The 24001-nt window shown below is 37.6% G+C and carries 22 protein-coding genes and 1 pseudogene; 3 read left to right on the top strand and 20 right to left on the bottom strand.

The annotated features are described in order from the left end of the window. Positions 1–41 precede the first annotated feature (41 nt). From FHS59_RS15995 to FHS59_RS15915, 18 genes and pseudogenes are all read right to left on the bottom strand, one after another. The gene (locus FHS59_RS15995) at positions 42–707 is read right to left on the bottom strand and encodes an NAD(P)-dependent oxidoreductase (RefSeq protein WP_014773258.1); all 666 of its coding nucleotides are present in this window, start codon (positions 705–707) and stop codon (positions 42–44) included. After that, positions 707–1084 carry a DoxX family protein gene (locus FHS59_RS15990; RefSeq protein WP_014773257.1) on the bottom strand — a complete coding sequence of 126 codons (378 nt, stop codon included), beginning with the start codon at positions 1082–1084 and terminating at the stop codon, positions 707–709. Before FHS59_RS15990 ends, FHS59_RS15995 begins: the two co-directional genes overlap by 1 nt. Positions 1085–1195: 111 nt before the next feature. Further along, complete coding sequence (locus FHS59_RS15985; protein ID WP_014773256.1) at positions 1196–1681, bottom strand: hypothetical protein; 486 nt, start codon at positions 1679–1681, stop codon at positions 1196–1198. Next, a complete protein-coding gene (locus FHS59_RS15980) occupies positions 1653–2006 on the bottom strand; it encodes a nuclear transport factor 2 family protein (RefSeq protein ID WP_014773255.1) in 354 nt (117 codons plus the stop codon). Before FHS59_RS15980 ends, FHS59_RS15985 begins: the two co-directional genes overlap by 29 nt. Before the next feature lie 83 nt (positions 2007–2089). Continuing rightward, entirely contained in the window at positions 2090–2851 is a 762-nt protein-coding gene (locus tag FHS59_RS15975) for an SDR family NAD(P)-dependent oxidoreductase (RefSeq protein ID WP_144605546.1), read from the bottom strand. 45 nt (positions 2852–2896) lie between these two features. After that, complete coding sequence (locus FHS59_RS15970) at positions 2897–3766, bottom strand: SDR family oxidoreductase (RefSeq protein ID WP_014773254.1); 870 nt, start codon at positions 3764–3766, stop codon at positions 2897–2899. Between the two features lie 96 nt (positions 3767–3862). Beyond that, entirely contained in the window at positions 3863–4129 is a 267-nt protein-coding gene (locus tag FHS59_RS15965; protein WP_160111209.1) for an ArsR/SmtB family transcription factor, read from the bottom strand. A 370-nt stretch (positions 4130–4499) separates the two neighbouring features. Beyond that, the gene (locus FHS59_RS15960; RefSeq protein ID WP_103923797.1) at positions 4500–5498 is read right to left on the bottom strand and encodes a DUF2971 domain-containing protein; all 999 of its coding nucleotides are present in this window, start codon (positions 5496–5498) and stop codon (positions 4500–4502) included. A 141-nt stretch (positions 5499–5639) separates the two neighbouring features. After that, a complete protein-coding gene (locus tag FHS59_RS15955; RefSeq protein ID WP_103923796.1) occupies positions 5640–6845 on the bottom strand; it encodes an SIR2 family protein in 1206 nt (401 codons plus the stop codon). A gap of 87 nt (positions 6846–6932) precedes the next feature. After that, positions 6933–8843 (bottom strand): ATP-binding protein, encoded by a 1911-nt coding sequence (locus FHS59_RS15950; RefSeq protein WP_103923795.1) that lies wholly within the window; start codon positions 8841–8843, stop codon positions 6933–6935. Positions 8844–8928: 85 nt separating this feature from the next. Beyond that, positions 8929–9573: a tyrosine-type recombinase/integrase gene (locus FHS59_RS15945; RefSeq protein ID WP_255590697.1), complete on the bottom strand. Its 645-nt coding sequence runs from the start codon at positions 9571–9573 to the stop codon at positions 8929–8931. Further along, positions 9571–9717: pseudogene (locus tag FHS59_RS23455) on the bottom strand (phage integrase N-terminal SAM-like domain-containing protein); the annotation flags it as partial. The gene FHS59_RS15945 and the pseudogene FHS59_RS23455, both read right to left, overlap by 3 nt. Before the next feature lie 18 nt (positions 9718–9735). Next, complete coding sequence (locus tag FHS59_RS15940; protein ID WP_184496413.1) at positions 9736–9891, bottom strand: hypothetical protein; 156 nt, start codon at positions 9889–9891, stop codon at positions 9736–9738. 76 nt (positions 9892–9967) lie between these two features. Continuing rightward, a complete protein-coding gene (locus FHS59_RS15935) occupies positions 9968–10984 on the bottom strand; it encodes a toprim domain-containing protein (RefSeq protein ID WP_184496412.1) in 1017 nt (338 codons plus the stop codon). 192 nt (positions 10985–11176) lie between these two features. Next, on the bottom strand, positions 11177–12199 hold the full coding sequence (locus FHS59_RS15930; RefSeq protein ID WP_184496411.1) for an AAA family ATPase: 1023 nt from the start codon (positions 12197–12199) through the stop codon (positions 11177–11179). 107 nt (positions 12200–12306) lie between these two features. After that, positions 12307–12588: a helix-turn-helix domain-containing protein gene (locus FHS59_RS15925; RefSeq protein ID WP_184496410.1), complete on the bottom strand. Its 282-nt coding sequence runs from the start codon at positions 12586–12588 to the stop codon at positions 12307–12309. Positions 12589–12675: 87 nt separating this feature from the next. Further along, positions 12676–13512 (bottom strand): hypothetical protein, encoded by an 837-nt coding sequence (locus FHS59_RS15920; protein ID WP_184496409.1) that lies wholly within the window; start codon positions 13510–13512, stop codon positions 12676–12678. 11 nt (positions 13513–13523) lie between these two features. Beyond that, positions 13524–14837 carry a site-specific integrase gene (locus FHS59_RS15915; RefSeq protein WP_184496408.1) on the bottom strand — a complete coding sequence of 438 codons (1314 nt, stop codon included), beginning with the start codon at positions 14835–14837 and terminating at the stop codon, positions 13524–13526. Between the two features lie 532 nt (positions 14838–15369). On the opposite strand from FHS59_RS15915, the gene FHS59_RS15910 reads away from it, so the two are divergent. From FHS59_RS15910 to FHS59_RS15900, 3 genes are read left to right on the top strand one after another with little or no spacing between them, the layout of a single operon-like run. Beyond that, positions 15370–16113 (top strand): hypothetical protein, encoded by a 744-nt coding sequence (locus FHS59_RS15910; RefSeq protein ID WP_184496407.1) that lies wholly within the window; start codon positions 15370–15372, stop codon positions 16111–16113. A 38-nt stretch (positions 16114–16151) separates the two neighbouring features. Then, positions 16152–17177: a sensor histidine kinase gene (locus FHS59_RS15905; protein ID WP_184496406.1), complete on the top strand. Its 1026-nt coding sequence runs from the start codon at positions 16152–16154 to the stop codon at positions 17175–17177. Next, on the top strand, positions 17174–17947 hold the full coding sequence (locus FHS59_RS15900) for a LytR/AlgR family response regulator transcription factor (protein ID WP_184496405.1): 774 nt from the start codon (positions 17174–17176) through the stop codon (positions 17945–17947). The genes FHS59_RS15905 and FHS59_RS15900 overlap by 4 nt, the downstream gene beginning before the upstream one ends. A 95-nt stretch (positions 17948–18042) precedes the next feature. On the opposite strand, the gene FHS59_RS15895 is transcribed toward FHS59_RS15900, so the two are convergent. Together FHS59_RS15895 and FHS59_RS15890 are read right to left on the bottom strand one after the other, a co-directional pair. Next, positions 18043–18495 (bottom strand): DinB family protein, encoded by a 453-nt coding sequence (locus tag FHS59_RS15895; protein ID WP_184496404.1) that lies wholly within the window; start codon positions 18493–18495, stop codon positions 18043–18045. 176 nt (positions 18496–18671) lie between these two features. Beyond that, positions 18672–23993, bottom strand: a complete 5322-nt coding sequence (locus tag FHS59_RS15890; RefSeq protein WP_184496403.1) for a CHAT domain-containing protein — start codon at positions 23991–23993, stop codon at positions 18672–18674. Positions 23994–24001 lie beyond the last annotated feature (8 nt).

The following is a 24001-nucleotide window of genomic DNA, read 5'->3' as shown; positions in this document are numbered from 1 at the left end:
GAATTTAAATCGGACGCACGTTACTCCGCTACCGGATAAAGTCATTCTGATGAAATAGAAAGTTCTTGCTGGTAATACTTTTCATCATCAACAATGTCCAGCATAAAGCGGGCAACATCTTTTCGGCTGATGGTCATGTTTAGTTTTTTATCGCCTTTAATGCTTACCCGAACTTGCTTCTGCTTTTCACTGCTGCTAAGGCCAACCGGTCGAACAGATGTCCATTTCAGTCCGCTTGTACGAAGTACTCTTTCCTGATCTTCATGACCTGCGTAGGCTACACCAACGTTGGTCTTTTTGATAAGAAATTTAAATATCCAATTTGTTTCTTTGTAGCTATCGCCTGTTCCCCAGGCTGAAACAGTTATCACCCGCTTTACACCGTTTTCATTCATTGCGAAAATTATATTTTTCATACTTGTATACAATAAATCAAGTGGCGAAGTCACTTTTGCCCAAGGCAGGTCAGATTTCCTTCCAATGTTGAGCGCAACAAAGATGGCATGTGTTTCCTTGATAACTTTCCTCACATCATCTATACGCATAGGATTTCCTTCAATGACTTGTAGATTGGGATTTGCAAGTTTGATTTTTTGTTTGTCGCGAACCAATGCTTTTACAACCCAACCTTTTTCCAGGGCTTGTTTTACAATTTCAATTCCAGTTCGGCCATTGGCGCCTAATACGGCTATTGCTTTTATGTCCATTATTTTTTCGTAAAACTTGCCAGCATTTCGGGATTGCGCAGGTAATTACCAATCCAGATCACAGTCAAAATAATGGCAGGCATTATAAACGATTCCTCATGTTGTAGATGAGTGGCAATGGCTCCACCAAAGTGGGCGGTTAACAAAAGAAACCCAAGGGAGGATGTTCTGGGAATAATAAATAAAATGATGAAAATCAATTCGCCAATTCCTATAAACGTGAGGTTATCAATCAATCCCCATTTAGTGAAATTAGTTACCAATTCTTCAGCGTGTGTCAGTTTCATGGTGGCGCTCATAATAACCAACGCACCCACTAGTCCAATTATCACCCATGCGGCAATTTTTCTTGTTTTACTCTTTGTTTGCTTTTCCATGATGGTTTTGTTTACTAAATGAATTTCATTTCCATAAATTCTATACTTAAGCATGATGCTCAAGCAAGAACTGCCAAGTAGTTCACTTACCTGGTTTATATCCGATCAAAATCAGGGCAGGAGATAAACGATTACAGTAATAATCAATCCTGTACCAAAAGCATAGGCAAGCAATTGCCAGGCTCTTGCTCTGTCTTTCACCCTGAATTCTTTTTGATCGATGGTATCTGTTTTCCCCACCTCTCCTAAATTGAACATGTGCCCAAATCCGAAATACACGCAGAACTTATTGTACGCCTGTATGAATCCTGTTGCTCCCATTACTGCCGGAATGAAAACTACAAGTCGCATCCAGTGAGGTGCACTGAACCATAATAAGAGAGAAATGGTAATTACCGTTAGTACCAACCCTGTCCATCCACTTGCTTTTCGCCTTTTGATTTCCTCTCTCCCCATATTGCAGGTTCCGGGAATATATTTTTCATTGGAAGGGTTGCTTCCATTATTTTCATTAAACGATGACATAAAGGCAATGGCTTGATCGAGTGAAATTGCTCTTGTTTTGATTTTAGTTAGTTGAATAATAAAAACGTTCATGAATAATTTGGCCGTCCTTCCATTTTTGCACGGCCACCTGGCACATTTTCATGCGGGGCGCGCCTTTGTAGGTGACATCAAATTCCCATTCTACCATAGTCACATTGTCGCCCACGGCAACTGCTTTTACTTCTGCTCCGTGAAACGTTTCAATCATCTGCATCCCTTGAATTTCCCTTTCCCTGTTGGCTGATTTGCCAACCATTGGGGGTTTGGAGTTTTCCTGCATTACTACATCTTCATGATAATACTTTTCAAAAGCATCCATTTGTTTGCCCGACAGCATTAGCTTGATTAGGTCTTCGATTTTTTCTTTGATGTTCATGGTTTGATATTTTTTCGTGTATAAATAAATTCGGTTTTAGAGCAGATAACTATGTAAGTGCCGATGTTGAATAAACAGAGAATCTAATATGCCGCCATTCCTCCATCTACCACATTAATGGTTGCAGTTATAAATTGGCTATCGTCAGAAGCTAAATACAAAACTACATTGGCTACTTCTTCGGGCTGAACATACCTTCCCAAGGGAATACCTTTTATAAATTCCGCTTTTATTGCCTCTGCATGTCCTGGAGCCATTCCTTCTTCCAGAGAACGCATCATCCGGTTATCAACGGTCCCCGGATTAACTGTATTTACCCTGATTTTTCGTGGGGCAGCCTCCTGTGCTGTGGCTCGCATAATACCAATGGTGGCGTGTTTACTTGCATTATAGGCGGTCATTCCTGAGATGCCAATAAGCCCTGCTACGGAAGATGTAATGATAACACTTCCTCCGTCATTCATTCTTGGTAACACATGCTTCATGCCCAACCAAACCCCTTTCACATTGACAGCAATAACTTTATCAAAATTTTCCTCCGGGTATTCTGTAATTGGCTTTACCACCCCTTCGATCCCTGCATTATTGAAGAACACATCTATTTTGCCAAATTTATCTACTGTTTTCTGTGCATATTTTTCAACATCAGAACTTTGGGTAACATCTGCTACGCAATAATCAACATTTGGTGATTGTAATTCTGTTGCAGCATTTTTCAACGAATCCTCATTTACGTCAACAAGCATTATTTTCGCACCGTTTTGTAAAAAAAGTTTGGCGGTAATCAGGCCGATACTGCCGGCACCACCTGTAATGATTGCAACTTTGTTTTCTAATTTTCCCATATTGGTTTCATTTATGAATTTCTACTATTTAAGGTTTTATTTATCCTACAAGGATTTTGTGCCATATACACTTTTTAGAAAATCCTTTAAATCAAGAGGAGGATGACCAATTAATTTCTTTAATGTATCATCGGCATAATCAAACTCCCCGGCTTTCATGGTCTCGGCAATACTTGCCATCATACCCGTAACATTTTCCGGCAAACCATGTTGCAGCATGCCCTTTTTCAAATCTTCCAGTGGAATATCTACATAGTTTACAGGGGCATTTACAATATCCGAAAGCATAACAGCTATCTCTGTAAAGGTATATGCTTTTAATGCGGTGATATTATACACTTTATTCTGATGGGCAGAAGGGTTGGAAAGTACAACTGCATTGGCCTCTGCCATATCATTTCGTGACGCAAAATTTACCCTTGCATCACCAGCACTGTAATAAATAGCTCCTGTATTGGTAAAATCTCCTAACAACATCGGTAGAAAATCAGCATAATAGGTATTTCCCATAATGGTATAAGGAATTCCTGATGCTTTAATCTCTGCTTCTGTTTTTACGTGATCCATACCTCCACTGAATTTGGAATCAGGGGAAGATTTCAGCACACTGGTGTAAACGATATGCTTTATGCCACTCTCTTTTGCCGCTTTTATGGCATTAGAATGCTGCTCATAACGTCCGGTTATGGAACTTGATGAAACCAGTAAAAGGACATCTACCCCCCGCATAGCCGCAAGCAATGAATCATAATTAAAGTAATCTCCTATGGCAATATCCACTCCTTTTTTTTTGAATGGAGCTCCTTTTTCTTCGGTTCTTACCAATGCCCTAATTGGGGTTTTAGGATTTTTTTTCAATAAAGATTCGATAGTGGCCGCCCCTAAATGCCCGTTGGCTCCTGTAATTAATATCATAATTTTTTGTTTTTAAATTAGTTGGTAGATGTTTTCACAAACTTAATCAAAATTAAAAGATATATTGAAATATATCTATATATTGAATAAAAAAAATTACTTGACCAATTCTTCTTTAAGGGATGTGAGGTATTTTTCTAACAACTTCTTATTTACCGATAAAAGCGAATGTTGTCCATCCTTTTTTGCATGGATAAGTCCGCAATCAAACAGTATTTTAGAGTGGTGTGAAATGGTAGGTTGAGAAAGCGTAAAGTGGCCTTCCAATTCACTGCAACTGATTTCTCCTTTTGCCATGAGTATCTTTAGAATTTTGAACCGCGTGGCATCAGCCAGTGCTTTTGATATTTTGAGCAAATCCATTGTCATTTTGTTTTTTGTAAAGATAATGTTTTGTAAAGAATTTTACTGTTGACCAAAACTAATAGCGAATAAAATAAGGTGCTTTATTGCTGGCCAGGCTGAACTTTATAAGTATAATATACTTAGGGTATGGATGATATTACTGACCTATCTCGAATTCACACTGCCTACTATTTATAGTCTGGCGCGGCTATGGCATGTGCCAAATGCTTGGGGCAATTCGGATGACAACTCTTCTTAAAAATGCGAAGGGTCGGGCCGTTTCTTTTTCTCTCCATGCGTTGGCATATTATTCATAATATTCCCATTCAATAAATTCTAGGTCTTTCCCGTTTGTCGGTTTACATTCAAAGTATTGTAGTTCTTTTGCTTACTTATCAAAAATGTGAAAGATTCTCTTCTTTACGTTTTCTGGAGTTCGCATACCAAAATAGATAGCTTTCAGACTTTCAAGTGGATAATGTCGGATTCTTTCTTCTGGTTCTTGGGGATTTCCAAAGTTTATATGAATCGCTCTCCATTCCTTTTCATATTTCCACGGTGCAGTTTTGGTAGAGAAAACCCATTCTAATTGATGAGCAAAATGATGTGTCCAAGGTTTTGAAAGACCTATCAAATCACAATCGTGTTCATTTTCAAAAACTTGTGAAAACTCGAAAAAATTTATAAACGGCTGTTCGCTCTCATAATTAACTTTTTTAATTCTGTCCCAATACACGTGGGTTTCTAAATCCCATTTGGATAGTCTTTCTTTGTATTTTTTGCAATCTAATTTCCTTCGAGCTTTCCCGATGTAAGGGAAAAGACCTGAATTTTCTAACGCAAACTCTAAACAGATTCCTGAATGCTTGCTGGAATAGTGCGACCACATTAAAAAATCATCATTGCTTTCTGAAAAGCAAGTAGCATAACTATTTTCAAGAAATTTTGACGATATACGTTTAAGTACGCTTTTGAAATTCTCTGAATCAAATTGGAATTCTAGATTGTGTTTCTTTGATGCGGAATCAATAATGCTTTTAATATCAATATCCCAAACTCTTTCTTTTTCATCTTTTAGCTGGTTTATATATTCAAAAACCGTTTGCTGAAATTCTGCAACCTTTGTTCTGTTGTCATTGAATGCAAGTAGGTTTTTGTCGTTCTTCCTTTTTTTGTCAGTTAAGGCATCATTGAGCGATAGGGTTGACTTAAAAAGAAAATAAATCAGATATTCTACTTGCTCGGATTTCTCACAACTAAATTCAATCCGAGCCGACAAATCAAGCGGGTCATTCAATTCGAAGTAGGAAGCGAAGTACAACTCTTGATAGTAAAGTTCCTTAAAAAGAAATTCTGAAAGTGGGCGATATTTATAGAGAATCTTCAATTTCCTGCAGTGGTAATAATTTTTCAGTCAGCTATCCTTGTATGCAGCACAACTTTTGGCTATGAGTATTATCCCTAAGTGGAGCGGCATAGGTGGTGTTACAAGTTTTTTATTATTTATTTTTTATTAAATGAACAGTTTTTATTCAAATTTAAAGGTTTCATCAAAGTATTCCTTTTTGACGATGATGTAAGATGAGGGTATGCCATAATCAAATGTGAATCTTTCAAAGATCAAATCCGGGTTGGGATTATGGATAATAATCTTTGGAAATGTTTTCCGTTTGAGAAATGCCGATTTAAACAATTGATCAGTTCTAATATCAGTTACAGGAAATGAATATCCTATTATATAGATTTCCTCTGCGTTTTCAATTTCTCTTTGTGCTTCAGCCCAAACTCGAGTAAATAATGTTCCAAATAAATCGTATTCTTTATTTTTTACCGGGGGAATTATTAATGGCATAGAATACAAACCTTTATCATTCGATTTTCCTTCAGGCATCAAAGGGTTTTTAATTCTGCTTTTTACTATTGTATAACCTTCAGGAGCAGGTTTACCTATCAAGGGAAGATTTGGTGGATAATAGCCATATGAGAACTCTTCATATCCAGACATGTATCTACCAGCATAGGTTGCATATGGTTTAGTTGCTCGTTCGAAGACATAGAAGTCTTCTACATTAGTTTCCTGGCTTAATTCAAATTTGCCTTCTTTGCTAGGTATAATATGACTTGTAATCCAATTACTAGAACCGTGAAGTTTTAACAACTTCGGGAAATTTCGTTCAATAGATTGATCATCATTATAAATCCAATCATCCCTGAAAACGGCAGAAGGCTGTACAAAATATCCATTTCCACTATTCCAATCAGTTTCTTTCATTAAAGCTCTGTCCATCAAAGTATCCCAATTAAAAGTTATGATTGAGTCTCTCGTAGAAAGTTGTTTAGCTAAATTTTTATGAGTTAAAGATTCATCACCATTCTGAATTTCATTTATTACACTTACAAAAAGAAATATCAATTCATTATAAGCCTTTAATTGTTGAATACCATCTGGGTGTCTAAAAATATTTCCACGATGTAAAGCCTTGTACAATTTTTTTTGAATTTCAGAATGCAGTAATTCGATATCTTCAGAAAAATTCAAAAATTGGAGTGCATCAACTTTATCTCTATCAGATATATAGTTAATTAAATGTCCAATTAATACCCAAGGATTTTCTGAAATTTCAAGTTTTCTAAAGGTTTCAAAAAAGTCTAATGCAACAGGCATTTTCACACCTGTTTTAGATTTGTTATAGCTTTTAGAAGCCCCTGCTCCAAGTATTATTGCTCTTTTCATTTAAAAAATAACGTCAATGTAAGAATCGTAGTTTTGGTTGTGCTGTAGCAATGAAAGGCTCTAATTTCTACAAATTGTTATGGCCTATTAATTTTCTAATAAGTTCATTTGACCGTTAAGCTCTTCTTCCAGTCTTACATTTTCGAGAAATGGTGAATTTTTTACTTTGTCATAAAGATTTAGTAATCGGCTGTTAGCCCGTTTTACTACAGTATCGTAAAGTAAAGGAATTATTTTAGTTCCCCCTTGATGCGTTTCCTGAGCTTCAAGTGGATCAATTTCCGAACCGAGAACGAAACATGTTATTTTATTTTCAGGAGTGACATATCCTTTTTTTGTTAACTCCTTCACATATCCCCATGCTTGACTTTTTTGCTCTGAACTAAGGGGAACACCTGGCTTTTTTAATTCCACTATCGTAAGTCTATCTACGCCAATTTCACCGCCTTCATCATCATATTTAGGATATGAGTAGAGACCTACTGTACTGTCACTTAAAATTGCGAAATCTGGTCTTTTTCTTGAGCCTTTCTCTATTCCTCCGTATAAATTTTGTATTACTGATGTCATTCCTTGATTTGAGGTGTATTCGATAGTTTCGTATTCGGGTCCAAAAATCCATAGGCCCTTTTTGAATAAAGGTTGCAACTCCTGAACCTCATCAGTATCCTTTGAAAGTACTTTGATTTTTAACTGCTCCAATAATTTTAGCCTAAATTGAAGTTCATCCAAAACTATTTTTGCAAGATCCACATTCCATTCTTCTAGAATCTCATTGAGATTATCCAGTTGATTTGGATCAAGTTCATATAGAGCGTGTATAAGGCTGAATTGAGATTGTGATTCCTCCAAATTGGCTAGGATTGTCCCAAGCTTTGCAAGTTCTGTTTCATTAATTGATGGGCATTCCTCCTGCACTTGAGTTATAAACGAATTCCATTTTGTTTGACCAATTAGCCCAATCCTTTTAAGAGTTTGATTATTTTGTGATTTGATGTCATAAAAAGTTTCTTTACGTTTTTCTTTAGAAATATCCAAAACAAAATCTTTAACCTTGTTGAGTACAACCTCATTTACTGATTGAAATTCGTCACTATTTGATTTAAATCCAGACCAATCCGGATGTATGTTTTTTTCGGAATTTAAAATATCTGCCAAAACGATAAAGATAAATCTTTTGGCTTCTATACGTCTTCCGTCAATAAGATGATCCATACCAGTTCCTTTCCACGAACACTCACCAACTAACCTCCCATTCACATGCCATGCAATGCCATGTTGATGGGTAGTTTTGTCAGTTGATAAAGTATCGATTGCAATTAGTTTAACTTCTCCAAAACCTTCCACGGTTAGAATAAACTCCTTAATATTTTTCTCTGGTATATCTAGAAAGGTTATTTTTTCTCCATCAATTGCAACTTCGAAATTTGGGTCAGTAAGGAATCTCATACCAATCTCTCTTTTGATTAAATTAGCCGAGATTATGGGAATTTTGGCATTATCTGCATAAACCATTGTTCCATGTCCAGTTACTCCTTCTTTACTATCTATTTTCTGGAAGAATATTTCGCCTTCATTCCCTTTAAATACTTTTACAGTAACTTCATTATTCTTTTTCCATGTTTTAACAAAGAAAGACGGACCAAAACAAAACCCTGCAAATCGTCCTTTGCCGTTTTTTCCAAAAGCAAGTCGTTTTGAAATAAATGAGTTTTCTCTAGGTATTTCAGCATAAATACCCTGATCTCTTTGCCTATTATATGCCAATTTTCTAAAACGTTTATCAAATTCGGATTCAGACATCCCATGTCCATTATCTCTGATGAAGAAAGAATTGTCTGATTCGTTAGGCCATTTGATTTCCACTTTAGAGGCACCTGCATCCCAAGAATTTGCAATTAGCTCTATTATAGCAATCTTTGGTTCACTCACTATTCCAGTACCAGTAAATGATTCGAGGAATCTCTCGTCAAATAATGCTGTTTGTTTTCCTTCCATGAGTTTTCATTATTAGCTATAATACTTTTTGGTTACAGCATCACCACTTCCCTATTGCCTATATATCACCATTGTCCACAGGTCTTTAGGGATCTGCTGTGACCAAATTAAGGATTTCGTCGATCCCATCAAGTGGACTTTGAATATTTTTATTTGATATCGATAGCACATGCGTATATATTTCAGTGGTCTTACTACTTTCATGACCAAGGAGAGCTTGCACATAACGCAAATTTGTCCCCTTTTGAAGTAGATGAGTTGCAAAACTGTGACGCAAAGTGTGTACAGTCGCCCAAGGGTTTGAATTGCTATTCTTTATTGCTCTTCGAAAAACGGCTTGAATGCTTGTCGCTGAATACTGACCTCCTTCCTGCCCTTCAAATAGCCAATAACTGGGCTTATAAGCTTTGTAATACTCTCTAAGCATTACTAGCAGAATTGGTGAAAGCACAGTTTTCCTATCTTTTTTTCCTTTTCCTCCCTTGATGAAAATGTAACCATCATCAGAATGAATATCTCGTTTTCTTAGGTTTAGATATTCCGACGAAAGGTTGATAGCTTCACTTATTCTTAATCCAGCACTGTAAATAAGCATCAATACAGCTCGGTGCTTTATATTCTCCACACTGCAAAGGATTGCTTTGATCTCTTCCTGACTGAGTACATTGGGCAGCGTTAGGCTTTTCTTAGGTCGTTGGATATCATAAATAGTCCGTTCTCTACCCAGCACGTGTTCATAATACGCCTTAATCGCGTTTATCAACGTATTTTGCGCACTTTCTGAAATTTTATATTTGGTGATCTGATGATAGACAAAGGCTTCTATTTCTTCCTTTGTCACATCCTTAATATTTCGACTTTCAAAAAAAGATAAAAATTGAGTTAATGATGATCAATAGTTCTTTACTGTAGATGGGCTATAGGCTTTAAGAATTAATTTCTGCTCCAAATCTGCCAGTGCCTGGACGGATTGCGTATTCATGATTCTAACTGGTACTGCAACTTTTCTTTCAGATGGCCTGACTTCAGATTTACCTTTATATAACATTTGAAGTTGATCCCAATTAGCTTTTGTATTGACGAGACTCCAAAGTATTCCACTTTAACCCCCAGACCGAATATTGTCACTTGTGAACCCCACCCACCAAAAATGCATTAACATCCTCAAAACCAGAAAAGTGACATCTTTGATCAGAAACATTCGTTTGGATCTTCCAGATTTCCATCGCTTCTGAAGGAATGATTTTCATATTGGAAAGGAGAATTCCAATTTTGTCCCTACTCCCCCTCAATGCCTCCAAATCCCAATCGGTAGGTGATCCTTTTTGAAGGCAATAACGGAATAGCTGGGCTACTCTAATAAAATTAATTGTACACTTCTCTCCCGTAACATCATTATCCAAATAGAGATCAACTACTTCACACTCTTCCAAAACATCCAGAATTAAGCGAAAACTGAGATTGGCAGTACTATTCAGAATAATGGCTTTGAAATCTGTAGCTCTAGAAAGCTTCAGATAACTCAGAAAGTCAAACCAGCCTTCAAAAACTTTGATGCCTTTAACAGTCCCAAGGATTCGAATTGAAGTACCTCCTCCAAGAATGTTCCCCTTAAAAATAGAGGATCGAAGTACCCATCCACCCGATTCATTTGGAAAACCCACTGCGAAATATCGCTTTCCCTTATTCCGCCAATGCACCTCTTTACCGAAAGGAGCAATATCCTGAAGATCAATACCCCTGCCTCGAATGTATTGGATAAGTGCATCATGGCTGATCTCGGAAACTTTCTCCACCACTATCTTTGGACCGATCTCTGGTTTTTGTCTGGGAAGAAATTCTCTAACCGGAACAGTACCGGAGAGGCTTTCCACTGACTCGAAGAAGGTTTTGTTTTCAAATTCCTGGACTGCTGCGATAACGTCTCCGCCCTTTCCTGCGGCATGATCATACCACACATTCGCTTTGTCATCTACGGCAATCGAGCCAGTCCGCTGTTCCAGGAAACCAAAAAAATATTCTTTCCCGTGGATGCCTTCGAATTTCAGAAATCCTGATCTGACCAGGCTATGGAAATAATCCAGCACAGGGAATTCCTGTTTGATTCTGGCAGCCGCTTGTTTTACTTCAGAGTAGTTCATAATATTTACATTTTTATATAAATACATCTATACATAAATAATACATCTTATTGATTTAAAGGAGTCTTATCTTTCCTTTTGTCGTGAATTGTCGGATTACCTGCAAAAAGAAAAAGAGGGGTAGTGGTAAGTGGAAATCGTACGATTCGCACACCTCGTACCCCTCGTACAGTTCGATTTTTACGATTGAGCTTACTCGTCTAACTCAAGTTGCTTGAGCCATTTCCTCACAGCTCCTTCTGACACTCCGAGTTCCTGAGCTATCTTCACATTGGTATGGCCCTCATTTTTGAGTTCCAAGGCCTTGGTCTTCATTTGAGATTTATCGACTGGATTCAACTGCTTTAAATGATCGGACTCTTTTCCAAACTGGATAAACCTAAACGAACTGAAATTTGAGTCTTTGCCGATTTTACAGACTAGGACATTTTCGGAGGGATATTTAAAAGCACCATACCTGACTTTTATTTGTTTCAAGTATTTAATGGAAGGGTCTTTTTGACTTTCTCCTACAGCGAAACAAGAATCAATCAGATTAATAAAGCTCTTGCTGCCTTGGATATCGTTTCTATTGATCGGTGCAAACAGGTTCCTCTTTGGAGTATGGGCAATGAGCAAAATCGACCACCCATGAATCTTTTTCAGATTGTTGAGCCTTATTAAAAATGGAGTGGTATTCCTTGCCTTCTCATTATCTGAAATCACACAAGACAGATTATCTATTACGAGGATTTTAGCGCCGGACTTGGAGGCTTGAACCTCTATCTCTTTAAAAAGAAAGCTTTCATACTCTTCAAAAGCCTCATCAAATCCGTAGGGATTGATTTCTGCTCTCAGGAAAAGGTCACTGAATTCGAAATGATCAAAAAGTATATCCTTTTCCTTATCGTATTGAGCATATCTCATTTCAAATTGCTTGGCCGTCAGTTCCAGGTCAAAGTAGATGACTTTGGACGCTTTCAGTTCCATCTCCAACCCTAGGGTTGGTACTCCTTTGGATACACTGTCGATGATTTGGACAGCAAGTAAAGACTTACCTTGATTGGTATCAGCGAAGAGAATGCATAGCTCTTCCTCATACCAAAACGGACCAAAGATCTTTTTTGGAATAGGTTTGGTCTTGGCTTCATCCATCCATTCGTTGGCGGATTTGATGATTAGAAAGTCACCGGAATTTGGATCATTGGAATTTGTACTATGATTTATTGAAGTCATATTTCTGCATGTAAGGGTTTGATAAAGAATGCAGAAACAGTATCTTTAAGTCGTCAAACAGGATACTGAATCCACAAAAGAATTGGGCGAGTTCGAAAGGGCTCGCTTTATTTTTTTCTGGGGTTTCGCTGTCGACCAGCATTAAGGACCTCTGATTTCTTGAAGTACACACTGCTGTTGATCATGTGTTCCTTCAGGAATCCTTCTTTTCTCCAATTATTAATGGTGGTTCGGGATCTACCCAGGAGCTTCATCACTTCGGGGATCTTGATGAATTCTTCTTCAGGGATAGCAGGATTTGAAACCTTGGATAATTTGTTGACGATAGCTTCCGCTATTTCATTGATGAGTTGCCCTTTGTCGATGGGACTTAAGATGACATTGTTCATGATCGGCTGAAAATTTGTTTCTGGCCGAATCTGCCCAAAAATGACCTTGGATAGTTAGTGGGATACTATCCAAAAAAAATAATAAGATTACAAATCTGAACGATTACTTATAAAATCGTCGATAGCGGCCACTTTTCGTTTCAAGCTAGCTTTCACGAAAATTTCTCTGACTTTAAAAAGTTGTTCTTTCCTTTTACCGGTTAGGTCTTTTGTAGTCAGGATATCATGGGAAATCTTAGAAAAATAATCGCGGATTCCCCTGTCGGTTCCGCCAATCACACTTGAGATTACCTTGTCAAATCCTCCGCTGGTTAATTCCGGATCCTGTTGCAGCGCTTTTTGCTTCAAATCATTTAATGAGCCTGGACTCCCAAGGAGGAAATCGATGGCAAGAAGGGAGATGGTTTTGTCATACTCCACGAGCTCAATCTGCTCTTCTTGATAATCGATACCTTTTCTAAGGTTAGAATAAAAAATCTCAGCTCCTGCGAAATCATTCAAATCCAGATTGAGGAACTCCTTATAATTATATGGCTTGGTCAGAGGATCGATGTAATCAAAAAATCGACTTGTCTCCCGTAGATTCTTTCTGGCCTTTCCCATGATCACGATGAAAGTCATAATTGAGCCCGCCAATACGAATAATCCAAAGGCATACTTTAGAGTAGACGGGTGAACCAAAACAATAAATAATACCGATATGAGCAAAACTACCGCAATGAGGTAACCAAGACCTTGGAGCAGATACCCTCTCCTTTTATGAAAGGCTAAAAAATCTTCGAAGAACATTTTATGGCCATCAAAAATCTGCCAACCTAATCGGTAGGCCAAAATGCGTTCTTCCTCAGAGAGCTCATCAAAATACCAGAATGATTCTTTTGCCTTGTATTGGCCAAGTGAAAGATCTGATTCAAATTTTTTCATCAGTAGTTGGTTTAGTCCCAGGCCTGACTCATGGCATCTCTTTTCCTTGACTCATCGACCTGGACGTATCGCTTGAAACTTTTGTAATCGGAGTGGCCGGTGATCTTCATGACCACTTCAGCCGGAATTCCTTTGGCAAGAGATAGGGTAACAAATGTTTTTCTGCCGGTATGAGCGCTGACAAGTTCATGCTTGGGGTAAATTTTGGATTCCCTTACGGCTCCTCTATACCTTACTATCTCAACAGGATCTTTAATCCCCGCCAATTCGCATAATTCCTTGACGTAATCATTAAACTTTTGGTTTGAGATCATAGGAAGTGGAAGAACTCTTTCCTCATACTTTTTCAGAATCTCCCGAGAAATTCTGGTAAGAGGAACAATCGATGGTTCTTTCGTCTTGGTGATTGTCAGTCTGATTTCATTTTCCTTGATATGCTCTCTCTTGAGCTGGAGTATATCAGAAAATCGATAGCCAGTTACACAGCTAAAGAGAAAAATATCTTTGACTTGGCTTAACCTCGGATTTGCACTTACATCAAGAGCATACAATGCATCGAATTCCTGCTGATTAAGTGCTATGACTTCAAGTCTTTCTTTCTTTACAGAAAAATCCTTGTAACCCTCATGGATCTTGATGCCTCTCCGTCTTGCATAGCTCATAAAGGTCTTCAGCGTACTTAACTGTTTGGCGATGGTGATATTATTAATTGTTTTTATGTTTCCTGTGTTAGGGTGGACCTCTTTCCAGTCAATTAGGAAATTTTGAAATCTCTGCATGAAGGAATAATCCATGTTTTCAAATCGAATAGGTGTCCCTGTCTTTTCCTGGAAATTTTTTAAATGCTTCTTCAAGGATTTATAGACCACCATACTACCCTTCACCCTATTGACTCCATTTTCCTGAATGTATTGATCGATAAAGTCATAAACCAATTCTACTGGCTCAGATTTTTTGATGACCTCCTTTTTTGTTTCTTTGATTTTTGCAATCAGCATATCGAGATCATAGGGTTCTTCTTTCGCTCGAAACCCTTCTTCGATTTGTCTGACTTTATTTCTGATTTCAAGTAAGTCATCCTGATATTGGAGAAGATAGCTTTTGGGCGGCACGGCAGATCCAAACTTCTTTTCGAGAGCTGCTTTTTGTTTTGCTGTCATATCCACGATCTCCTGCTTTTCGGAAGACCACAGATCGGGCAATAACCGAATTCCAGTTGAAATCACTTTCCTTTGCCCTCCCAAATGGACAACAAGCATCAAAGGCTGTTCACCTTTCTTGTTTTGTAAATCGTGCCTTAAAATGAATCTTATTGTTGCCTCCATTATCTGAAATTTTCTCAGATAAAGATACTGAATGAAAATTTCAGTAGCGATTTTAGTAGCGAAAAGATCATCCAAAAGTGATCAAATTCTTACAAATCATTCATCCTAATAAGCTTAAACCCTTTATTTTGGGAATATAGAGGTATTTTTGCACACTTTTGAAAAAAAGGTTCGAATCCCCCACTCTCTGCCAGTCAAATTTAAAGCCTGAAAGCTAACGCCTTCAGGCTTTTTTATTTTTCAAACCATTGGTTTAAGATTATTAAAGTCGCAAAACCTTCTTTTCGTTAAATCTCAGTTTGACCTACTGACTTTTATACTTTTGATTCCCTCTAAAAGTGCTGGAATTTTAAAGTAGAAACTCCTTTTCCCATTATAAAAACTAACCTTTCTTTAAATTACAGACCTATTTGGAAGTGTTTCAATTCAGCTTTTCCTAGCTCATTCGATATTTTCCTGCGCTCATTTGATTCTTGTTCCTAAACCTCTCGTGCTCTTCTACATTTGAGCATCAATTAAAACAAAATCAACTATGAAAAAGGAACTTTTCTTCTTAAGAACATTTGCCGCCACTTCTGCTATTTGCTCATCTTTTCTATTTTTTTCCTCATTTAAATCCTCTGGAAATCAAAAATTTGAAACTATAGATGTGCAACGAATAAACGTAGTGGAAGCCGATGGCACAGTTAAACTCATTGTAACCAATGCAGGACTTTTCCCTAACGGAGAGGACAAAATCAATGGAAGGCTTACGAACAGTACTCGTAAAAAAAGAGCTGGTATGCTATTCTATAACGAAGACGGGATTGAGTGCGGTGGTTTTATTTATGATGGTGAGAAAACAGAAAATGGTCATAGCGCAGGTTTATCGTTAACCTTTGATCAATATGATGGAGATCAAGTCATGCAACTTCTTACTACTGATTCTCAACTCGGGGATGAACGTTATGTAAGTTCTTCTTTGGTTTTTAATGATAGACCTGCAAAGGAATCCCAAGAAAAAACTGGGGAAATCATGAAAGAACTTGCTGAACTTAGAAAGTCTAATCCTGAAGCTTTTAAAACAAGATATGCTGAATATCAGGCCCAAGAATTAATTGGTGGCGCACCGAGAATTATGCTGGGAAAATCAAGAAGTCAAAACAACGGTCTATTTTTGTTTGACGATCAAGGAATGCCTCGCGCAATGTTCTATTTGGATAAAGACAATAATCCCAAATTGGAAGCTTTTGATGCAGAGGGAAATGTCACCAGCACTTGGCCAGAAAAAAACTAAAAAGTATTTGGGGGCAATAGCCCCCTGCTTTAATTTCTATGAAAACTCTATTTCAAAAACTTCGAATTAGTCCAGAATTTATAAGCCTAATTTTTCTATTTGCCTATCTGGATTCCATCAAAAGCAGAGTATCACCTGGACAGCGATTTGATTGGTACATTTTCACTCCTGAATCAGCCATCATTTCCATACTTCAGGCTCTAATAATTTTTTTTATACTTCAATATTCTTTTAGCTGGCTACAATCCAGTCCTAGTTTTGACATTCCTTGGAAAAGAACTGCTGTTAGTTTTGGAAAAGGGCTGCTATTATACCTGATCCTATCGAATCTCTTCAGCATATTAATTTCACTAGCTTTTGACACTTGGGAAAGAAATTATCAGACTGAAATCCAAGTTTCAAACAATATCAAAAAGGTACTCGACTTTATTATCTATGGTGGTTTTTATGTAGCATACTTGCTTTTTCATCAATTCAAATCACATCAGAAGCAGTTAAAAGATTACGAAGTAGCCTTAGCGGATTCTAAAATCACCCATCTAAAGCAGCAATTAAATCCCCATTTTTTATTTAACAACTTGAATATTTTGGATCAACTCATTGAAGAAAACCCAAAATCCGCTTCAGTATTTCTTCAAAATTTTTCGGAACTATACCGTTATGCCCTAAAAAATTATGACAGCAAATTGGTTTCCTGGGAGGAAGAACTGGAATTCGCTGAAAACTATTTCTACCTCATTCGAGAAAAATATGGAGATGCTTATGAATTAAAAATAAACTTGGAAAACCCTAAAGGGAAATTACCACCTCTGACCTTACAGGTATTGATCGAAAACGCCATTTTTCATAATTATGGAACTGCCGAAAACCCTGTCAAAATTCATGTAACCTTTGGAAAATACCTGACGGTAAGAAATACTTTTTTCCCATTTAAAAAACCCAAACATCAAGGTGGAAGGGGCCTTTTAAATCTAAAAGAACAATACCGGATTTTAAGTAAAGAAACCATTCAAATCAGTCAAGATAAAGATCTATTCTCTGTATTAATCCCACTTATCCAATGATCAAAATATTGCTTTTAGAGGATGAACTTCCTGCAAGGAATAAGGTGAAAAGATATTTGGAAGAATTGCAGTTTGATGTGAAGGTAATGGCTGAAATCGAATCGGTGGAAGAAGGAGTAATATACCTTCAATCTCAGCCAGCACTTGATTTGATCATTTCTGATATTGAGCTCAGAGACGGAAATTCCTTTGAGATATTCCAGGAAGTGCAGTTTCCATGTCCAATCATTTTTACCACTGCTTATAATGAATTTTGGATGCAGGCTTTTGAAAGCAATGGAATCGCCTATCTTTTAAAACCATTCAGTTTGGATAAATTCAAACTGGCTTGGGAAAAATTTCAGGTCTTAACCCAACAATCTTCGATTCAAACTCAATGGCTACTGCAAATGCACGATTTATTGGGCGCTAATTCTGAATCAAAGGAAACTTTTAAAACCAGATTTTCAATTCCTACACCTAGGGGCTCTTACTTTTTAGAAACCAAAGAAGTAGCATACTTTTCTGCTGAATCCGGACTTGTATATGCAATCGAAGCTAACTCAAAAAAGCACCTCATGAAGGAAACAACTTTGAAGGAAATAGAGCATATCCTAGCCCCGAACCAATTCTTCAAAATCAATAGGAGTGAGTTAGTCCAAAAAAAATTCGTATTGGGTACTGAGCGGTATTCTAAAAATTCAGTTGCTCTTAAGATCAAAGGAAGCGAGCGACTTTTAATATGCAGTCAAAGCCAAACCCCTTCATTTTTGAATTGGATTGAAAAATGATGAGTTCATCTTAAAACCTCAAATCACATTTTAACCAACTGAAAACAAGGTCAATTAAATGCTACTGTTTTTCTAATCTTTCCAACATCTATAGTTTAAAAAGCTTTTCCTCTTGATAAGGTCAAGGAAATTTGACCGGCATGATGGGAGTTATGAAAAAGAATATGCGAGAAAAGCCGCATCCTAGAAACAGTCCCAAAAAACGGTGTATCAATTTGTGAAAACCAATCCTCGTCTTTGGAATTTGCTATTACCTCTTCAAGCATTTGATACCCCAGATCAATGTAGGATTTGCTGGTTTCAATTTCAAAATTCTGCCCCGTGTCTTGCTGTCCTATGGTTGTATTTTGAATCTCAGGAGGAACTCCCAGAAAGTACCCAAACAAATTCATCGTTTCGCCTATGTGTCTATAAATAAAACCAATGGAAGCAGCTTCAGCAGTAAGCCTAAAATTTTTATTCTCATCAGTGACTCCGTCCAAAGCAAATGAGTTGGTTAGTTTATTTTGAACCAACATTTCTTGAAGTAATTCCTTTTGACTGTTCATAGGTAGATTTGAATTTATTTTTTTCTACAAAAAACATTTTTTTCAATTCTTAAATATCGCAATTCCGATCATCTGAAAAAGAGCCTTCAATGACAGATTTATAAAATTTCCACACTAAAAAAGCTCTGAAATTGACTTCCAGAGCTTTTTAGCTTCAAATCACTTAATTCCTCCTTCTAGATTTTACTTTCCAGAGATTTGATCATGTCTATTAGACTATTATTCAATTGCTTAGAAGCATCAGAATCAATTTTCTCTAATAGTATACTGAGAATTTGAAGATTTTCTATTTCTGCGATCTTCTGACCTTTGTGTCCCGCTGCTTCCCATACTGAATCAAATGTTCCTTTTACTTCCGCAATATCCATTTTGGAAATCCCAATCAGGTATTTGGTCAAAGCAATGGTTGCAAGGGTAGCCAAATCCCAAAAATCACTTTCATTTTTCTGATTAAATTCTCCTCTTTCGACAATTTCATCTAAGGCTTTTCGGGCAGAAATTGGGATTTTCTTTAAACCATTATCTCCAGAAAACATCAGTTTTAACTTGAGCAAGGAAAGCCAATTTGTCAATGGATATGGATTTCTAAATCCACTAACTACAGAGGCTTTTTCATAATTTGCTACAGCAAGATCAAGTGATTCTATCAATTGATCCTTTTTGTCAGAATTTGCAAAAATGAGCATTCTTCTCTTATAAGCGCTCGCCAATAAACTCAACCTTTCAGTATTCTCATGAAGGAGATTTAGCAAATTCAAATCATTGATAACCGAATCAATGCTTTTAATAGCTTCTTTAGAAGAAACATTTCCCTCCAGAAATTCCTTAGCGACAAACTTCGACCGGACATTACAATATTGCTCCAGGGCTTTGACGGAATACTTTGATTTTTCTGATTTCAACAGCTTTTCGAAGCATCCCAAGGCTCTTCCATATTCATTTAGACCATTGTAAATTGCGCTTGACAGTTCAAGTATTTTATCATTTTGTACTCCCATTTTCTCAACGGAAGCCTCCAAATCCAAAATTCTTTTTAAAGTATAGTCCGGATCATAATCGTTTGCTTCCATCCTTTGAAGCAAATTCTGCAATTCTATCTCAACTTCTTCGATTACCAAGAATCCAAGATCAGATGAGTAAGATCCCCCTCCTTCACTTAGCGTATAGAACGGATCCCCATAGCATTGGAAAGCTCCCCAAGTATTGGTTCTCCGTCCGAATTCTTCAAAAATCTTCTTTCTCGCACGTTTAACAGACTCCCCAAAGCCATATCCATCAAACATATGGGTATAAAATTCTTTGGCAAATTCCTGAGCTGCGGCATCATCCACCGCCCAACCTGCGACGATAACTGCTCTTGCACCATTATTGATCAGTTGGGTTCCGATATTTGCTGCAAATTTGTTTTTCTGTTGGCTTTCTGCCTCTGACTCGCTGTTCATCTGACCTAAATAACAACAATTGACAAATACCAATTCTGCAGTTTCACTCATTCCTGCTAACTGACCTGGACTTAGAAAAGATTCTTTCCCAATAACCATTCCTGTGGATTTTTTTGGACCATACTCAAATAATCCATGTCCGGCCAAGTGAATGATTTTATGATTTTTTGAAAACAGTTTTAAGAATATGCTGGATGCGGTGGAATTGATGAGGCTCTCAACCTCATAACCTTGTTGTTTTAATAAGCCTTTAACAATTTCCGCTTCCTTTTTGGCCCCGGGAAGTTGTGACAAAAACCCACCTAATAGTGGATCTCCAATCACCAAAGCAGTATTTTCCTTCACTCTGGCTATCTTCTCTCTGGAGTTTTGGGTAGAAAGTTGTCTGACCATCCCCGAATGAATACAGAGTGGAAGGGAGTTAATATCCTCTTGGATCATCTCCCATGGATATTCTGCTGACGGCAAATCCACCACCCAGGAAATATTATTTTGACGCTTGAGCTCTTCCTTAAAATTCAATGGAATCAAGAGTTCAAACATGGTCTTTGCAATTTCAGGAGAATACTGATTATTGACAGTCATGTCTTTTAGAAGAATGTCCAGGGTTTTATTGTTGGATTCTATTTCTTCTACTTTTTCACTTGCCCCGGTAGTAGCCATGGACATTTTGAATTTCTCAGAATCATCAGTGACATTTTCACAAACTGTGATTCTGGTCCACCAATCATTTGAGTTGTCATATGGAATCCTCCATCTTCTTCCCACTTTATTCTTCAATCCAATACCTTCAAAAACGATATTAAATTCCCTGCTTTCATTGGATTGCAAACGATGAACAGATTTCAAAATAGAGAGAGCCTTATCGTTAAACAATTCTATTACCTCTATTTCTTCAATTCCCCTGATAGTTCCTTTATACGTTGCTCTTATGTTTCGATTGGCTCGTTGAATACCAGAAATAATTGCTCTAATGGAACTATCAGTGGAAAGCCCACCATAGGTATTTGCTATCGCAATGACAGATATGCCCAAAGTCTCATATTCTTGAGAAGAACCTGAATCCTGAACAGGTAGATTCCTTATAGTCAAATACCGTGAGACTCCCTTTTCGATAGATATCATCAGTTGGTAAGCCGATAGCTCACCCGGAAGTCCCAATCCTACGATTACTCCGCCTTTGAAAGCTTTTCTGGATTTTTTATCCGAAAGGACAATCTGATTAGTACCAATTTTACCTGGATATAAGCCCAAACTGTGGAGTCTACTCAATTCACCATTTAATTGATTATCAATGGCTTTTTCGGTGGTCAAAATTGCATCAAATTCAAAATGTCCAGCCAGAACAGGGTATTTGGCATATTTCAAATCTCCATGGCTGACACCGATTCTAATTGGGGTTTCCACTATCCATTTCTCTTCTCCTTTGTCCACCCCAATGATCGTATTCAACACATTCTCCTCGCTGATATCGAATATTTCTGTTTCTGCTGCCACAAAATCATGCTCCTCTCCCCTCACATTAGGAAGACTGTTTTGAAGTTTGTTTGTACTTCCATAAATCAGCAAATCCTCAATCGCTGCAAACAATTTGCTATCCTTCGATAAGCCTCCGTGCGTCACATTGCAGTAATAGTATTGGCCTGACTTTTTGATAGGCTCAGGTATTCCAGATTCCCAGGTGACACTTTCATCTCCGGCATTGGTTCCATAAAACACCAATTCTCCATCTTCAATTTCTAGATTCGAAACTGTGAAATTTTTCTTGCTACTCTGTCCAGCGATGTAGCAGATATTGCTGTAATCTATCGAGTCCGAGTTGTTTAGAAACACCTCTTGATGTTGCTTAAATTCCTCCAATATCTTTTTAGAAGGAATAGGCCAAGACTCATCACCAAATGCCGCCCTCATTCTTTCCCAGAAACTTCTGTCCGAAAAATCATGACGAATATTCTTGCCCATGGGAAGAAGATTCAAGATCCCAGGAAAATCACAGAATACATTGAGCAGGTCTTTGGTGGAATGTCTGATGTCTATTTTTCCCAACAATCGAATGATGCTGTCCTTCCCAAAAAGCACATATGGAATCCTGTATGAACCACCTAATGGGGAGCCTAAAAAGACAGCTCTAAACCCGATAGATGTATTAAGCTTTTGCCAGGTTTCTGGATGATAAAGAATAAAATCCCTAACTAAAACTCCACCCATGCTATGTGCAACAATTTTGATCGGTTGGTTCAATTTCAGCAGTTCAGAGATCTTTTCATTTAGGATTTTGGCACTTTCTTTAAGTGGCAATCTCCAGTCAAATTGAAACGTAAGGACATCATAGGTTTTCTCAAGGTTCTTACCTAGGTCCTCATAAGAAGTGGCAATTAGAGAATCAGCTTTTAACTTTTCCTTTGCTCCACCCTGGTAAGCAAGATTTTTTAAATCTCCTTTTAGGAATCGGAAATAATTAATCCAGAGCATCTTATCATCCCTTAGATTGGAGCCCATAATTCCGGGAAGTACAATTGCAATAGGACGATCTCCACTGATTTTCTCACGCTTATAATCTCCTCCCTCAAGTCCTAAAGCACCTCTTTCGAGAACGCCAGATCTCTCTTGAGGCAAGAAACCATCCGGTACCAGTCCAATTTCTATTTCCAGAGCATCTATAACTGCTTTCAGTGTTCGACTGGTTGAGAAATATTTAAAATGATCGATTTGGCCACTTTTCTCAATAAAATAATTGACTATTCCCCGCTTCCTCACGCCACCCCATTTCATACTTTCAGTGTCAACGACCAGGTCATTCTTATCCAAAAAGAAAAATTTCCCAACCAAAACCACTAAACTCTTGAATCTCAAACTCAGTTCGCTACTTCCTCCCACCACAAATAATGGAATGTCAATCACAATATCTGATCCTTGATAATTCAGTATTTTGATAAAAGGAGACTTTGGATTCATGGCTTCCAAACCAGGCAAAACGTCTACATCATCTTTGCAGGAAACTGCCTCCATGATAGTTTCCTTGAATGCCACGAAAATCGGATTTCCTGCCTGTCCAGTTGCTAAACCAACCAAGTTGAAGGTGACATTTAAAAAAATATTCAATCGTTTAGAAGCCAACGTAGTTCCATTTGCAGGACTTGCCACCCGAACCATTTTTCTGATTTTGATCTTTTTGGAAGTCATCAACTTTTTGAGCTCTTCAATAACTTCAATGTCCCGATCTCTATCATTATCGATTAAAACCCCTCTTTCTGCATCGTCAAATCCCTTTTCTGAGGTACAGAATCTTGCCAGAACATCTGCCACTAAGCCTCCCCTGGATTGACTGAGCAAATCCAGTTCGATTCCATCGGGCAGCTGGCTGACTAATTCCATCACATTTTCCAAAGGACTGCAAGTCAGACTTCGATGCTGAAATGCCAAAATCTGTTTTTCGCCATAGGAAGAAACCAAATCCTTCCAATCACTGGACTCTTTTAAATCCCCAAAAGAACTTTTGGTAGAGGATCCGGTGCCATGCAAGAATAAAATATGAGGTTTTGAAATATCCAGGTCTTTTGCCTCTTCCAATTCAAAATCAGGTAGGCAATGGCATAAAATCCCATATTTGACTTTTTTAAAATCATTGCCTTTGAAAGCGAGCTGCTTATTTTCCAGATTTCCGGCCATCTCTCGCATTTTTGGTCGAATCACTTTCTTCTTTACAAAGACTTTCAAAAGCTTGATGCCAACTTTTTTGAATATCCCTCTTTCAGAATCTTCAGAACTTATTTCATCCGGTAGAAAAAGTTCATCTTCACCTGCTGAGCGTTTAAACTGACCTGGAAAAATTTCCCCTAAAGTTTCTCTATCCCCAATCCAGACACTGTTGTCATCAAATTCAAATTCGATGATTTTATCATCATCAATGACAATAGTTTGTTCTTCTACATCCCCTCTGGTAGGATTAAAAACAGTAAAAGCCTGATCTAATCCATAAAATTCAAAACCTTGATCCTCCCCCGTTAAATAGGGTAAATGATCATTTCCTTTGAGTTTGATTTTCAATGTTGACATGATAAAAA

The sequence above is a fragment of the Algoriphagus iocasae genome (genome assembly GCF_014206875.1).
Taxonomy (GTDB): Bacteria; Bacteroidota; Bacteroidia; order Cytophagales; family Cyclobacteriaceae; genus Algoriphagus; species Algoriphagus iocasae.
Note: the sequence above shows the minus strand (reverse complement) of the source record. Positions and strands in the feature narration are given on the sequence as shown.